Below are 14,034 nucleotides of genomic sequence, written 5' to 3'. Positions count from 1 at the left end.
AAAAAAAAAAAAAAAAATAAATTACAAAAAAAAATATTAAAAATTTTGGTTTCTCCAATTTTTTTTCTTGTTTTTTTTTTTCCACACCCCCCCCCTCCCGGGGGCGCGGCGCTGGCGTCGCGGCGGAGGCCAGAAATGGCCTCCGCTCCTAGCTCCCGCGCGCCCACTCCGCCACGCGCGTAGCGCTCTCCTCGAACGAGAGGTCTTCGACGCGGGTCATCACCGCCCAGCGCACTCCGAACGGATCCAGGATCGACGAGTACCTGTCGCCGGTGACGAACGTCGCCGGCTGCTCGCGCACCGTCGCGCCCGCGGATGCCGCGGCATCCGTCACCGCGTCGCAGTCCGTCACGTAGATGGCCAGCGTGAACGGGCGCCGCTCGGGGTCGTCGAGGGCGACGAGTCCGACCGACTCGAGAGGATCGCTCAGCGTGATCATGCCGTGCCCGAAGTCGACGACGGCGTGCGCGATGCCGTCGCCGCCCGGGAACCGGGTGACGTCGAGCACCCGGGCGCCGAAGACGTCACGGTAGAAGTCGAGCGCCTTGGCGGCGTCGCGGACGACGATGTGGGGTGTGATCGAGGTGGATCCGTGCGGCATTCCGTTGGTCGTGTGCGCACCGTTCGCCGCCGTGACGCGCGTTGTCGTCGTGTTCTCGCTCATGTCTCCGACGCTACGCAGCGGGGGTCGGCGCCGTCTTGTACTTTTGCGACATCCGGCAGCTCAGTACGACACCGGCCAGCACAGCGCCGCTCAGCACGACGAGGGAACACGATGACGGATGCCGCGCCGCGCTCCCGCGGGCACCTCAACCCTGGTGACCCGCGCGCTGTGTTCGACCGGTTCACTCTGCCTGCATCGCTCGACGAGCTCGTGCGGCACGTCTGGGTGGTGCGGTGGGATGTCCCGGAAGGCGGCGAGGCGGTCGACCAGCGCGTTCTGACGTACCCGGCGTTCAACGCGGTCGTCGAGGGTGCGCCAGGCGGCCCCGCCCCGGCGGCCGGCCTGTTCCCGCCGACCGGGCGGGTGGGTGTTCGGCGCCTGAAAGGACGCGGCTGGGCCGTGGGTGTGCTTTTGCGTCCGAGCGCGGGACGCATCCTGCTCGAGGGCCGCGGTGTCCCGCCACGGGCAGTGCCGGCCGAAGGCATCCCCCTCGACGACGCCCCGGTCGAGCGGATCGCGGATGCCATGTCGCACACCTCGCGCGAGCCGCTCGCCGCAGCGCTGACCGACTGGCTGCTGCCGTACGCCGAGCGCGTGGGGGAGCGCGACCGCCTCGTTGACGAGGCGTGCCGTCTGGCAGAGGTGGAGGCATCCATCGACCGTGCCTCGGAACTGGCCGCACGTCTCGGGGTCGCACCGCGCACCCTGGAACGCACGGTGCGGGAGTACCTCGGACTCAGTCCGAAGTGGCTCATCGAATGCCGGCGGCTGCGGGCCGCGGCGGTCACGCTCTACCAGGCGCCGGCGGCCGATCTCAGTGCGCTGGCGGTGCAGCTCGGGTACGCGGACTATGCGCACTTCTCCCGCCGCTACCGCGCCGTGCTCGGCGAGACTCCGAACGCCACCCGCCGCGCCGGGCGAGAGAGCGGTCAGCCCTGAAGCTCGGCGAGCACCGCGGCGAGCCGTCGCTGCCTGGTCTCGTCGGTCTTGGCCGACGTGACGGCCAGCACGTGTCGCTTCTGATTGCTGGGCGAGAGCGCGGCGAAGCGGGCGGCGGCATCCGGATGCTCGTCCAGCACGGCACGCAGCTCCTGCGGCACCTCGACGGTGCGCGGCGCGTCGTCGCGCACGACCGTCACCGTGAGCAGCTGCCCGGCCTCCACACCAGCCTTGGCGCGGATCTCGGCGCTCACCGGGATCTTCGCGACCCCCTTCATCCGCGAGATCGTGCTCGGATACGTGACCGATCCGATCGTGACGGAGACCGGGATGCGGCCGCCGCCTCCGAGCTCCTCGATCGCTGTCTCGGGCACGGTGATGCCCGTCGCCGTCTTGCCGTCAAGCGAGAGTTCCGCCTCGAACGTGGTCATCAGCACTCCTTCATGCTTCGTCGGCCAGGTCGATGTCAGTCATGCGGATGTCGGCCGCGTCGTCGTGAGCGCGACGTGGTCAGCCGCCGAGCAGCGTCGCGGCCTTCGCGTCGAGGAAGTCGACGTGCACGTGGTTGCACGTGTCGTCGATCTGCTTGAAGTGGCTGAGCGACAGGCCCGAGCGGCAGTTCTGCTGACCCACCGTGGAATCCGTCGGCACGACCGCGTCGAGATCCTCGATGAGCTTGATCGAATCGGAGTCGCCGCCGGTGAGGGCGTGTCCGTTCAGTCGGAAGAAGTCGACGGCGTGCCCGCCGCCATCCGCGTAGTGAGCCGAAGCCGTGCCCGCGCCCTCGATCTGCCCTGTGCAGTGCCGGTTGATGTCGCTCACGCCCACGGTGTTGAACTTCGTGAGCGCGAACGCGATGGCCTGCAGCACGCGGTAATCGATGCCGCAGCCGGGGACCGCTTCGCCCGCGGCGAGATAGCGGATCTCGAAGATGTGGTCGGGGGTGCTGCCGGTGAGCCGTCCCTGGGCGACGGCGGTCATCAGCTGCTGGGCGGCGGCCTGGACCTCCGGCGCGACGACGGTTCCGAGCGTCGAGTCGAGCGCCGTCGACATGGTGTGGGCGGCGAAGTCGTTGCGGTCGAGGATGCCGCTCTGCACCGCTCCCACCGCGAGCGTCTGTGTTTTGCCCGTCGTGGGGTCGAACCAGGTGGGCCGCTCGAACTGCGCGTACGCCGGCACCGCCGTCGTCGCCACGAGCCCCGCGGCCGCGAGCATGATGACGGCCTTGCTCAACATGCGCGAAAGCGGTGAACGACGCTTCGTGCCCGTCGGCTTCGCCGGCTTGGACTTGCTCGGCTTCGCGCTCGCGGCCGGCTTCGCGCTCGCGGCCGGCTTGGGCGCGGTGCGAACACTGCGCCGGGTCGGAGCGACGGATGCCTGTACGTCCGGCCCGGGCAGCATGATCGGCACCGGAGCGGAGTCCGTCGACCTGGCCAGCTCTTCTGGGCGCAGCCGTACGCGTCCGGTCTGCGTGGAGACCGGAACGAGCTCGGCGTGATGCGCACGGCTCGCCTCCGGCGCGCGACGGGAATCGTCGAGTCGAGCATCCGTCTCGCGAACGTCGACCTGTGTTGCGTGCGGCACCGCGCTGCGTGCCTCGGCCTCCTCGAACGCCCGACGCTCTCGTCGACTGAGGAAGACCCGCTCGCCCGCTCCTGCTTTGGGCGCACTCGACTGAGAGCCGGGCCCGGTCGCGGAGCGAACGGGGAGAACGGGATCTGTCACGAGGGCGGGGTCTTCGGGGCTGGGCGGAACCACCGCGAGGCTCACGGCAGCTTTACGTGGGGCACCGCGTCGAACGGCACAGCGTCCCTATGTTATCCACCTGTTATCTGGATGTCACCTGGCCATCGACTTCTTTTGACGCAGTCGCGCGCGCTCACGGTCGTTGTCGCACAGCGCGATCGCCTCGTCGTAGGCGAGGGCGGCATCCTGGATGCGTCCGAGCCGTTCGAGCATGTCGGCCCGCGCCGCCTGCAGATACGGATAGCGCACGAGCTGCGGTTCGACGGCGAGCTCGTCGAGCAGTGGGATGGCCGCCGCCGGGCCGCGGGCGAAGCCGATCGCGATCGCGCGGTTCAGCTCGACGACGGGTGACGGCCAGAGTTCACGAAGCCGGTCGTAGAGCAGTGCGATGCGCTGCCAGTCCGTCTGCTCCCAGCTCGGACTGCAGTCGTGAACGGCGCCGATCGCCGCCAGGAGGGTGAAGCGACCTGGGTCGCGGGCATCCGTCGCCACGGCGAGCTGGTCGAGCCCACGCTCGATGTAGCGGCGGTCCCAGCGGTCGCGGTCCTGCTCCTCGAGCAGGAGCTCGTCGCCCGAGGCATCCGTTCGCGCCGGACGCCGCGCCTCCGTCAGGTAGATCAGCGCGAGCAGGCCGGCGACGTCCGCATCGCCGGGCAGCAGAAGCCGCAGCAGCTCGGCCAGCTCGATGCCGCGCTCGCTGAGCTCGCGGCGCACCAGCTCTGCGCCGGCCGGAGCGGTGTGGCCGGTGGCGTAGACGAGGTGCACGACGTCGAGCACACCGTCGATGCGCTCCCGGATTTCCGCATCGCCCGGCACGCGGTACGGGATGCCGGCCTGGGCGATCTTGTGCTTGGCCCGAGTGATCCGCGCGGCCATCGTCGGCTCCGACACGAGGAACGCGCGCGCCACCTCCGGGGTGCTCAGCCCGCACACCATGCGCAGCGTGAGCGCGACGCGGGAGTCGAAGGCGAGCGCGGGGTGGCAGCAGGTGAAGATCAACCGCAGCCGGTCGTCGGTGACGGGCGAGGCATCCAGTTCGTCGGCGATCGGCGCTCCGGATGCCGCGGCTCGCTCGTCCGGGTCGGCGAGCCTGGGCAGGGCGCGGCGGGAGACATCCGCTCGGCGCAGCAGGTCGAGGGCTCGGCGCTTCGCGGCCGTGGTCAGCCACGCACCGGCGTTCGCCGGGATGCCGCGCTCCGGCCACGCCTCGAGGGCGCGCGCGTAGGCATCCTGCACCGCCTCCTCCGCGTCGTCGAGGTCGCCGGTGACCCGCACGGTGGCCGCCAGCACGAACGCCCACTCGCGCCGATGGGCATCCGCGACCGCCGCGGCGACGGCGGCCGGGGATGCTACACCGGGCTGCGGGCCGTTCGTGCCGGCGTCGTGCACGGTCAGCTCCGCATGGCGACGGGCCGCACCTCGACGCCGCCGTTCACGACGGGCACCTCCTTCGCGAGGGCGATCGCCTCGTCGAGGTCGGCGACGTCGACGATCCAGTAGCCGCCCAGCACCTCCTTGCTCTCGACGAAGACGCCGTCGGTGACGGTGACGGCGCCCGATGCGTCGCGGCGCACCGAGGTTGCCGTGTCGCGACCGGTCAGACCCGCACCGCTGAGCAGGCGGTCGGCGTTGCGCTGCATGAACTCCGCGAACGGTGAGCTCACGTCGTCGCCGACGCCGCTCGGCATCTCGGACTCGTCGGTGTGCACCAGCAGAATGTATTCGGCCATGGCCTCATCCTTGTCTTCTCGTGTGTTCCGTGACAGGTGATCGTCGCGGCGGCCCGGCATCCGGGCTCATTCATACCGACGCGAACGCCCGCCCGAAATCGACAGCGGGATCACTCCAGGAGGGCACGGATGTCGTCGGCCGACAGCGCGGACGAGAACGCGCCGTCGTCGTCGAGCACCGCGTCGAACAGCTCGCCCTTCCTGCGGGCGAGGCGCATCACCTTCTCCTCGATCGTGTCGGATGCCACCATGCGGTACACCATCACCTGCTTGGTCTGGCCGATGCGGTGTGTGCGGTCGATGGCCTGCGCCTCCGCTGCCGGGTTCCACCACGGGTCGAGCAGGAAAACGTAGTCCGCCTCGGTGAGCGTGAGGCCGAATCCGCCGGCCTTCAGGCTGATCAGGAACACCGGGTCGTCGCCCTCGCGGAACCCGCGGATGACGTCGGCCCGCCGTCTGGTCGAGCCGTCCAGATAGGAGTGCCGGATGCCCGCGGCATCCAGTCGCGCGGCGACCTTGGCGAGATACGACGTGAACTGGCTGAACACGAGCGCGCGATGCCCCTCGGCGAGCACGTCGCTCAGCTGGTCGAGCAGCGCGTCGAGCTTGGTCGATGGCACGCCTTCGTTCGCGGGGTCGATGAGCGAGGCATCCACCGCGAGCATGCGCAGCAGCGTGATCGAGCGGTACACGATGAAGCGCTGCCGGTCGAGGTCGTCGAGCAGGCCGAGCACCTTCTGCCGCTCGCGCTGAAGCCACGTGTCGTACAGCGCACGGTGCTTCGGTGCGAGCGGGATGCTCAGCACCTGCTCCTGCTTCTCCGGCAGTTCGGGCGCGACGACGTCTTTGGTGCGCCGCAGCATGAGAGGACGGATGCGCCGCCGCAGCCGCTCGAGTCGCGCGCGGCCGTGCGCCTCGTCGGTCCCGTGAACAGGACTGGCGGCAGCCGCGATCGGCTTCACGTACTCCTCGACGAACCGGCGGCGGGACGGGAACAGGCCAGGCGCGACGATCTGGAACATCGCCCACAGCTCGAGCAGGTTGTTCTCCAGCGGCGTTCCGGTGACGGCGAGGCGGAACGGAGCATCCACCTCACGGGCGAGCCGATGCGTCTGCGACGCGTGGTTCTTCACGAACTGTGCCTCGTCGAGCACGAGCCCTGCCCACTTCTGCGCGGTGAACTCCTCGTGGTCGAGACGGAACACGGTGTACGTCGTGAGCACGATGTCGGCGCCGGCGACGACATCCCGCAGCGACGTGCGCTCCTTGCGTCTGGTCGCGGTGACGGATGCCACGCGCAGGCCGGGCGTGAACCTCGCCGCCTCGCTCGCCCAGTTCGCGACCACCGATGCGGGCGCCACCACGAGGAAGGGCGGGGCGGTCTCCTCGCGGGAACCGACCGCCGAGACGGCGGTCGGCGCTGGCGTCGCGGCGGAGGCCAGAAATGGCCTCCGCTCCAAGCTCCAGCGCGCCTGCGCGATCAGCGCCAGTGTCTGCAGGGTCTTGCCCAGCCCCATGTCGTCGGCGAGTACTCCGCCGAGGCCGTGCTCCCAGAGGAAGACAAGCCAGTCGTACCCAGCACGCTGATACGGGCGCAGCTCGGCGTGCAGGCCTGCCGGCAGCGGAGCATCCGTCACGACCTCCGCACCGCCGGCCGGTGACGCGAGCAGTCCGGCTACGGTCGCGCGCCACTCGACGGCCGGCATCGACTGGTCGGCGAGGTCTTCGAAGTCCTCCCAGAGCGACGCCTGGTAGCGGCTGATGCGCGGTCCGGTCTCCCATTCCGCGAGTCCCTCGGCCTCGACCAGCAGGTCTTTCAGCCGGTCGAACACGGGCTGGTTCAGGGAGAGGTAGCTGTGGTCGACGAGGAGCAGCTTCTTCTTGCCCGTGGCGAGCGCGCGGAACAACGGCAGGAACGGGATCTGCCTGCCCTGCACCGTGACCAGCACACCGAGGTCGAACCAGTCCCGCTGGTCGGTCGGCACGGTCGTCACGGTCAGCTCGGGCCGGTCCGTCAGCTCCTGGTAGTCGACACGGTCGCCCACGATGTCGACGCGGAGGCCGGGGTTCGCGGCCTGGTCACTGCCGGGCTCCGACGCGAGCGCCTCGAGCGCCGGGAGCATGTGCGCGACCCACTCGGCGGCATCCACTCCCGACATGGTGCGGTCGACGAGCAGCCCGTCGTCCACGATCGCCGCGGGTGCCGCCTGCGTCACCGCCGCGAGCACGTCCGCTTCGGCTTCGAGATCGCGCCGTCCGCCATCGGATGCCCCGGCCGTCGCCCCGAAGCGCGTCACCTCGGCGCCGAACCGGTACTCCCACGACCAGCCCAGCGTGACCGTCTGCCTTGCGCGGAACTCGACGGTGAGCACCAGGAGCGGCGGGCTGAGCTCGGGAAGCCGGATGCTCGCATCCACCGCCCGCACCTCCACAGACCGCGCGAGCTGCGGGTACGCCTCCCTCTGGAACTCCGCCACCTCAGCGGCCGGCACCTGGATCGCGCCGCGACGCAGCGCGGAGAGGACGGCTCCGGAGATCGGACGATCGGTCGGCGCGAGCGTGACGACGGGGCCGCCCTCGACACCGGTGTCCCGAGAAGACGGCCACTCCAGCACGATGACACCGTGGTCACCGATGGTGCGCACGGTGGAGGGGTCGACGGGTGACCCGTCCACGAGGATGCTCGGCACGAGCACCAACCCGCCGTCGCGTTCGGCGGCATCCACCACCACGTGCGCCCGCTCGGCGAACCCGACCGAGCCGTTCGTGTTGCCGGCGACGACCGGGATGCCGCGCTCGCGGGCATCCGCGAACAGCCGCCAGAGCAGGGGACTGGAGAACTCGGCGAGATCGAGCCTGTTGTTCTCGACGTGGAAGTAGCGGCCAGGCGCGGCGCGCGCGAGCGTCTCGAACTCGAGGAACCAGCGCACCTGCGCCGGGTCGTAGCCGAGCTCGTGCGTGCGGTACTGCAGGGATCCCCAGCTCAGCTGGGCGCCAACCCAGCCGCGTTTGCCCGGGGCCCCGATGCGCGCGGTGATCTCGACGCGTCCCGTCGATTGCCGGGTGGCGGCGCGGGCCGTCTCGGTGACGCGATTCCAGCGTCCGCCCGTGCGGTTCTGGATGCGCTCGCGCACCTCGACGATGAGGGCCAGCGGTGTGTATTCGCGGGGTGGCTCGGCGGCGAGCGTGCGCACGGCGGAGCGCCAGCCCGGAACATCATCGGAGGCGGCGGCATCCGCTCGCAGCTGGGTCTCACGGGCGGCGAGCATCGCTGCGGCGACGTGCTTGCAGCGGCTGCCGACCGGGCAGGAGCATCCGCTCGCGGTCGGCCGGTATCGGCCACCGGATGCCGGCACCAGCGTCACCCACGTGTCATACGGCTGCGGCTCGGATCCGGCGATGGTCGCCTCGAGCATGCCGAGCTTCCAACGAAGCTCGAGCACCGCCGTGTTCGCGTACGCGTCCGCGCGCCCGAATGCGGCCTCGCCGACGTAGCTGCGGATGACGCTCGGCTCGACGATCGGGTACGCGGGGCCGGACACCGCAGCATCCTCTCACGCACCCCCCGACCGGTGGTCAGTCGTCTTCGCGCCCGACGGCGAGCGCCCGCAGCACCGAGACGACGCGCTCGGAGTCGACGCCGCCGAAGAACGCGGCATCGGCCTCCTCCGCCACGGCGACCGCCTTGGTCGCCAGCTTCTCGCCCTCCGGCGTCACGCCGATCACTTTCGCCCGGCTATCGTTCGGATCGGTCGCACGGGTGAGCAGCCCCTTCGCCTCCAGCCGCCCGAACACCTCCGACGCGGTCTTCACCTCGACGCCCGCCTGAGCCGCGACCCGCACCTGGTTCGGCGTCTCGCCAGCGCGGCTGAGCCACCACGCGCAGGCCAGCAGCACGAACTGCGGATGCGTGAGCCCGAGCGGTGCGAGAGCGGATGCCATCGCTCGCTGCCACACGCCGGTCACGCGCCACAGCAGGAACCCTGGGCTCTCCGCCGGGCCACCGGGGAAGCGGGTTCCGGTCGCGGGAGTCTCGGTGCCTCGGGGCCGGAAGCCGGCGGTGTCGTCAGGCATCCGCCGGCTCTTCTTCCGCGTCGAATCCGCCGGCGGCAGCGGCCTCAAGCAGGCGCTGCATCGACTCCGGGAAGTCGCCGGAGATCTGCGGCCCGAGCTCTGGACCGACCTCGTCGGCGGACGGCCCGTCGATCTCGAGCCGGTGCGTCACGCTCGTTCCGTCGCTTTCGGCCACGAGCGTGTGTCGGAATCGCAGCACAAGGTCGTCGAACACGGTCTCGTCGGCGTAGGTCGAGCCCTCGACGAGGTCGACGATGGTCGAGTCGAAGGTCTCCTGCCCCTCTGGCGTGACCGAGACGCGGGTGCCGACGGCGAATGGTCCGTGCAGGACGAACTCGTCGCATCCCTCGTAGGTCAGGCGCCCTTCGTGCAGTGCGTGCAGCGCCGCCCAGACCTCAGCGGCTGACAGCGGGGTGTGCGCGGTGTATTCGGTGCTCCACATGGTGGCTCCTCGTGCTTGGTCGGAATCGTCCGTTCTCGGATGATCTGTACACAGACTATCCGAGAACGGATGAGCACGCAAGAGTCTCAGGAGAACAGCGCCTCGACAGCCACCTCCACCATCGGTGCGTATCCGGTCTCACGGTCGGCGGAGCTGACCTCCTCGCCGCGCAGAATGTGGTCGCTGACGGTCAGCACGGTGAGCGCCTCGCGCCCTTCCAGCGCGGCGATCGCGTACAGCCCGGCGGATTCCATCTCGATGCCGAGCGTTCCGCGCGCGGCCAGCGCTGCCGCCTTCTCCGGCGGACTGCCGTAGAACGTGTCGGAGCTCAGCACCGGGCCGACGCGGTACGGGAGACCCCGGGAGCGGGCGGCGTCGACGGCGGCCTCGAGCATCCCGTACGCGGGAGCGTGGCTAAGATTGACGCCGGGGATCTGCAGGCCGGGCAGTGCTGAGTCCGTGTGCGCGGAGGACGCGATGACCAGGTCGCCGAGCGCCTGCCCCTCGGCGAGGCCGCCGGTCGTGCCGACGCGCACGATGCGCTGCACGTCGTAGAAGCGGTAGAGCTCGGTGGCATAGATGCTCATCGACGGGATGCCCATGCCCGACGCGATCACCGTGACGGCGCGCCCGCGGATGCTGCCGGTCCATCCCTCGATCGACCGCACGTCGGTGACGAGCCGGGGGTCGTCGAAGAACTCCTGCGCGATCCTGCGACCGCGGCGAGGATCGCCGGGCATCAGCACGAGCGGCGCGATCTCGCCCGGTCCGGCTGCGATGTGCGGTGTAGGCATGTGGTCTCCCTGCTTGCGGTGGTCGGTTCAGATCGTGATCAGCGGCTCGACGCCGTCGAGCTCGGGGCCGAGGCCGATGTCGACGAGCACGATGCGCCCGGCGTACGACGACGCGGGAGGGCGCAGGAGGCCCGCCTTGTGTGCACCGAAGGTGGCCGTGGCGTCCGCCCGCAGCACGGTCTCGTCGGGTACGGCGCCGGTGTCGGGGTCGACGCCGCTCGGCAGATCCACCGCGACGACGCGACGACCGGGCGCCGACGCCAGCGGCTGCAGCGTGGCGACCACCTCGCGTGCGAGGCCGCGGAGCGCGGGGCTGCGGTAGGCACCCGTACCGAGGATGCCGTCGACGATGACGTGCGCGTCGGCTGCGGCATCCAGCACCGCGGCCACGGCTCGGGAGTCGGATGCGCCGGTCGAGGCAGCGGCTCCGCTTCCGTCGAGCTCGATAGTGCGCGCACCGACCTGGAGCGCGGCCGCCAGCCCGTCCGCGTGCACGCGCGAGCCGAGCTCGGCGACCGACACGTGGCATCCGGATGTCGCCAGCTCCGCCCCGGCGAACAGCGCGTCGCCGCCGTTGTTTCCGGAGCCCACGAGGAGCAGCACCGTGGCGTCCGCCAAGGGGATGCCGAGCGTTGCCAGCTCCTCGCGGATGACCTCCGCGAGTCCAGCCGCCGCGATCGCCATGAGCGGTTCGCCCGCGGCCAGGTGCGGCGCTTCGGCCGCGCGGATCTGCTCGGCGGAGTATCCCCGGATCACGACAGTGACGATACGCGCGGGGCGGCCCGAGTCGACGCCGTGATCGTGAACTTGCGGTTGCGGTCCACCTGCCGCGTCGGGCCCACGAGCTTGCGCAGCGCCGGGCGGTAGTCCAGGTGTGAGTTGTAGACGGTCCAGAGCTCGCCGCCGGGGGCGAGGATGCGCGCGGCGGCGGCCACGAGCATCCGTCCGACCCGTAGATCGAGGGCTGCGCCGTTGTGGAACGGCGGATTCAGCAGCACCAGGTCCGCCCATCCGTCGGGGATGCCTTCGCCGGCGTCTTCGCGCCGCACCTCTACGCGGCCGCCCACGCCGTTCGCCTCCGCGGTCGCCCGAGCGGATGCCACGGCCACGGCGGACTGGTCGCTCGCGATCACGTGCACGGCCGGTCGCCGCAGCGCGAGAGCTGTCGCGAGCGAGCCGGTTCCGCACGCGAGATCGACAGCGGTCCCTGCGGCGGGAACGGCCTCGTCGAGGTGCTCGAACAGGAAGCGGGTGCCGATGTCGATGCGTGTGCCGGCGAACGCGCCGCCGTGTGCGCACACCCACAGCCCGGGCGCGATGTCGGCGTGGAACTCGCGCCGCGGCCATTCGGCCGCGGTGTTCGGCGCCGGTCGAGGCTCGGTGATCGTGAGCACCCGGGCCTTCTGCCGGCCGAGACCGATGTCGATGCGACCGAAGTGCCGGGCGAGCACGTCGTTCATGGCGGGCGTGAGGTGCTTCTGCATGCCGCCGGCGAAGACCGAGACGGCGGGGTCGGCGTGCGCCGCGAGCATCCCGGCGATCTCGTCGAGCTCGTCGAGACTCTTCGGCAGACGCAGCAGCACCACTCGTGCACCACGGACCAGATCGGGGTGGAGGTCCAGCGACATGTAGGAGTCCTGCAGCCGGAACCGCTCCACGTTGGCCGCGAGGGCGCGTTCTGAAACGAGGGCGTCCTGGTGCACCCGGATGCGCGCCGCAACGCGCGCGCCTGCGGCACCGCGCATCCGGTCGGCTGCCGCGAGCGTGAGCGCTCCGTACGTGTCGCCGACCACAACGACCTCGTCGGGCTGCACCTGGCCGAGCGCGGATGCCGCGGTGTCGAGGATCAGCCGATCCGCGGCATCCGAAGCAAACAGGTTGTCGGCCTCGGTGTCGGGCCAGCGGCGCAACCGCCCCCACTCGAACTCGGCCATCCACTCAGCGTAGGGCCGGCACAGCCGCGTCCCCGGTCCCTCGGCCCCCGGCCCCCCGGGTCCCCCGGTCCCCGGTCCCCCGCGTCCCCGGTCCCCCGGGTCCCCCGGTTCATAACTCCTGCAATCTCGTCGGCACGCACCGGCCCTTCCGGGCAAGTACGGCTCGACCGGCCGTCCGCGAACGAAGTTGCAGGAGTTATGAACGGGCGGGGCACCGCCGAGCGGATCGTGCGATGCGCGAACGAGACCGGTTTCGTCGCTCCCGTGCTGGTCGGCCGACCGGATGTGCGTCAGGCGGTACGGGAGAACGCGCCCACGCGGTACTTCGCGGCGCGGTGGTCGTCGGGTACCCGGTCGCCGGCACCGTGCAGCTTGTTGCGCAGCGTGCCCTCGTCGTACTCCGTCGGGTAGGCGCCGCGCTCCTGCAGCACCGGGACCACGTGCTCCACGATGTCTTCGAACGTGCCAGGCGTCACGACGTAGGCGAGGTTGAAACCATCGACGTCGGTTTCGTCCACCCACTGCTGCAGCCGGTCCGCGATCGTCTCACCGGACCCGACGACGAACGGCCCGAGGCCGCCGATGGCGCTGTGCCTGGCGATATCGCCGACGGTCCATTCGCGGCCGTCTTCGTTGTTCTCCTGGAAGCTCGCCACGACGGACTGGATCGCGTTCGACTTCACGTTGCCGATCGGCTCGTCGAGCGCGTACTGCGACAGGTCGATGCCCATCCAGCCCGACATGAAGACGAGGGCGCCCTCCTCGCTCGCATAGCTCAGGTACTCCTCGTACTTCGCCTGCGCCGCCTCGTCGGTCTCATCGGTGATGATCGTGAGCAGTGTGTAGATCTTCGCGGCGTAACGGTCGCGGCCGGCGGCCTCGAGCGCATCCCGGATCTTCTTCACCGTGGATGCGACGACCTCCTTAGTCGGCCCGGCGATGAAGATCGCCTCCGCGTTCTCTGCGGCGAAGCGAACGCCACGCGACGACGCACCCGCTTGGTAGATCACGGGCGTGCGCTGCGGCGAGGGCTCAGCGATGTGGATGCCCGGCACGCTGAAGTGCTTGCCCTTGTGTCCGATCTCGTGCACCTTCGCGGGCTCCGTGAATATGCCGCTTGCGGCATCCTTCACGACGGCGTCGTCTTCCCAGGAGCCTTCCCACAGCTTGTAGAGCACCTCGAGGTACTCGTCGGCCACGTCGTACCGGTCGTCGTGCTCGAGCTGGTCTTCGTGCCCCATGTTCCGCGCCGCCGACGGGAGGTATCCGGTGACGACGTTCCAGCCGATGCGGCCGTTGGTGAGGTGGTCGAGCGTTGAGAGCCGTCGCGCGAATGGGTAGGGATGTTCGAAACCCGTGCCGGTCGTGATGCCGAACCCGAGGTGCTCTGTTACCAGCGCCATCGCCGACACCAACAGCAGCGGATCGCCGACCGGGATCTGGGCGGCCTGCCGGATCGCGGCTTCGTCGCTGGCGCCGTAGATGTCGTAAGTGCCGAGCACGTCGGCGATGAACAGCCCATCAAACCGTCCGCGCTCCAACAACTGTGCGAGCTCGGTCCAATAAGTGAGGTCTTTGTAGCGCCATGACTGGTCATGCGGATGCCGCCAGAGTCCGGGGGACTGGTGGGCGACGCAGTTCATGTCGAAGGCGTTGAAGCGGATCACGCGGGCCACGCCAGACACGTTGCCGGGCCCCGGCGCCGACGTCA

General features: G+C 70.1%; 13 protein-coding genes. 1 reads left to right on the top strand and 12 read right to left on the bottom strand.

The features are described from left to right. Positions 1-148: 148 nt before the first annotated feature. Positions 149-664, bottom strand: coding sequence for a VOC family protein (locus ACTHNC_RS15580; protein ID WP_440295533.1), 516 nt, complete (start codon positions 662-664; stop codon positions 149-151). 111 nt (positions 665-775) lie between these two features. Between ACTHNC_RS15580 and ACTHNC_RS15575 the strand changes: the two genes are divergently transcribed. Continuing rightward, positions 776-1,603 carry a helix-turn-helix domain-containing protein gene (locus ACTHNC_RS15575; RefSeq protein ID WP_440295532.1) on the top strand — a complete coding sequence of 276 codons (828 nt, stop codon included), beginning with the start codon at positions 776-778 and terminating at the stop codon, positions 1,601-1,603. Here the strand turns inward: ACTHNC_RS15575 and ACTHNC_RS15570 are convergent. The 11 genes from ACTHNC_RS15570 to ACTHNC_RS15520 form a co-directional block, all read right to left on the bottom strand. Next, positions 1,594-2,034: a YdeI/OmpD-associated family protein gene (locus ACTHNC_RS15570; protein WP_440295531.1), complete on the bottom strand. Its 441-nt coding sequence runs from the start codon at positions 2,032-2,034 to the stop codon at positions 1,594-1,596. The two genes, ACTHNC_RS15575 and ACTHNC_RS15570, sit on opposite strands and share 10 nt — an antisense overlap. 79 nt (positions 2,035-2,113) lie before the next feature. After that, the gene (locus ACTHNC_RS15565; protein ID WP_440295530.1) at positions 2,114-3,328 is read right to left on the bottom strand and encodes a hypothetical protein; all 1,215 of its coding nucleotides are present in this window, start codon (positions 3,326-3,328) and stop codon (positions 2,114-2,116) included. Positions 3,329-3,442: 114 nt separating this feature from the next. Next, positions 3,443-4,738: an RNA polymerase sigma factor gene (locus ACTHNC_RS15560; protein ID WP_440295529.1), complete on the bottom strand. Its 1,296-nt coding sequence runs from the start codon at positions 4,736-4,738 to the stop codon at positions 3,443-3,445. Positions 4,739-4,740: 2 nt separating this feature from the next. Beyond that, entirely contained in the window at positions 4,741-5,079 is a 339-nt protein-coding gene (locus ACTHNC_RS15555) for a YciI family protein (protein WP_440295528.1), read from the bottom strand. A 110-nt stretch (positions 5,080-5,189) separates the two neighbouring features. Next, on the bottom strand, positions 5,190-8,621 hold the full coding sequence (locus ACTHNC_RS15550) for a DEAD/DEAH box helicase (RefSeq protein WP_440295527.1): 3,432 nt from the start codon (positions 8,619-8,621) through the stop codon (positions 5,190-5,192). Positions 8,622-8,655: 34 nt separating this feature from the next. Next, positions 8,656-9,153, bottom strand: coding sequence for a MarR family winged helix-turn-helix transcriptional regulator (locus tag ACTHNC_RS15545; RefSeq protein WP_440295526.1), 498 nt, complete (start codon positions 9,151-9,153; stop codon positions 8,656-8,658). Then, positions 9,146-9,595, bottom strand: a complete 450-nt coding sequence (locus tag ACTHNC_RS15540; RefSeq protein WP_440295525.1) for a polyketide cyclase — start codon at positions 9,593-9,595, stop codon at positions 9,146-9,148. Before ACTHNC_RS15540 ends, ACTHNC_RS15545 begins: the two co-directional genes overlap by 8 nt. An 86-nt stretch (positions 9,596-9,681) precedes the next feature. After that, the gene (locus ACTHNC_RS15535) at positions 9,682-10,389 is read right to left on the bottom strand and encodes a DeoD-type purine-nucleoside phosphorylase (RefSeq protein WP_440295524.1); all 708 of its coding nucleotides are present in this window, start codon (positions 10,387-10,389) and stop codon (positions 9,682-9,684) included. Positions 10,390-10,416: 27 nt separating this feature from the next. Continuing rightward, positions 10,417-11,145, bottom strand: coding sequence for an NAD(P)H-hydrate epimerase (locus ACTHNC_RS15530; protein WP_440295523.1), 729 nt, complete (start codon positions 11,143-11,145; stop codon positions 10,417-10,419). Further along, on the bottom strand, positions 11,142-12,323 hold the full coding sequence (locus ACTHNC_RS15525) for a class I SAM-dependent methyltransferase (protein ID WP_440295522.1): 1,182 nt from the start codon (positions 12,321-12,323) through the stop codon (positions 11,142-11,144). The genes ACTHNC_RS15530 and ACTHNC_RS15525 overlap by 4 nt, the downstream gene beginning before the upstream one ends. A gap of 290 nt (positions 12,324-12,613) precedes the next feature. Beyond that, complete coding sequence (locus ACTHNC_RS15520; protein ID WP_440295534.1) at positions 12,614-13,999, bottom strand: LLM class flavin-dependent oxidoreductase; 1,386 nt, start codon at positions 13,997-13,999, stop codon at positions 12,614-12,616. Positions 14,000-14,034 lie beyond the last annotated feature (35 nt).

The organism is Humibacter sp. (genome assembly GCF_051954055.1).
Classification (GTDB): domain Bacteria; phylum Actinomycetota; class Actinomycetes; order Actinomycetales; family Microbacteriaceae; genus Humibacter.
Note: the sequence above shows the minus strand (reverse complement) of the source record. Positions and strands in the feature narration are given on the sequence as shown.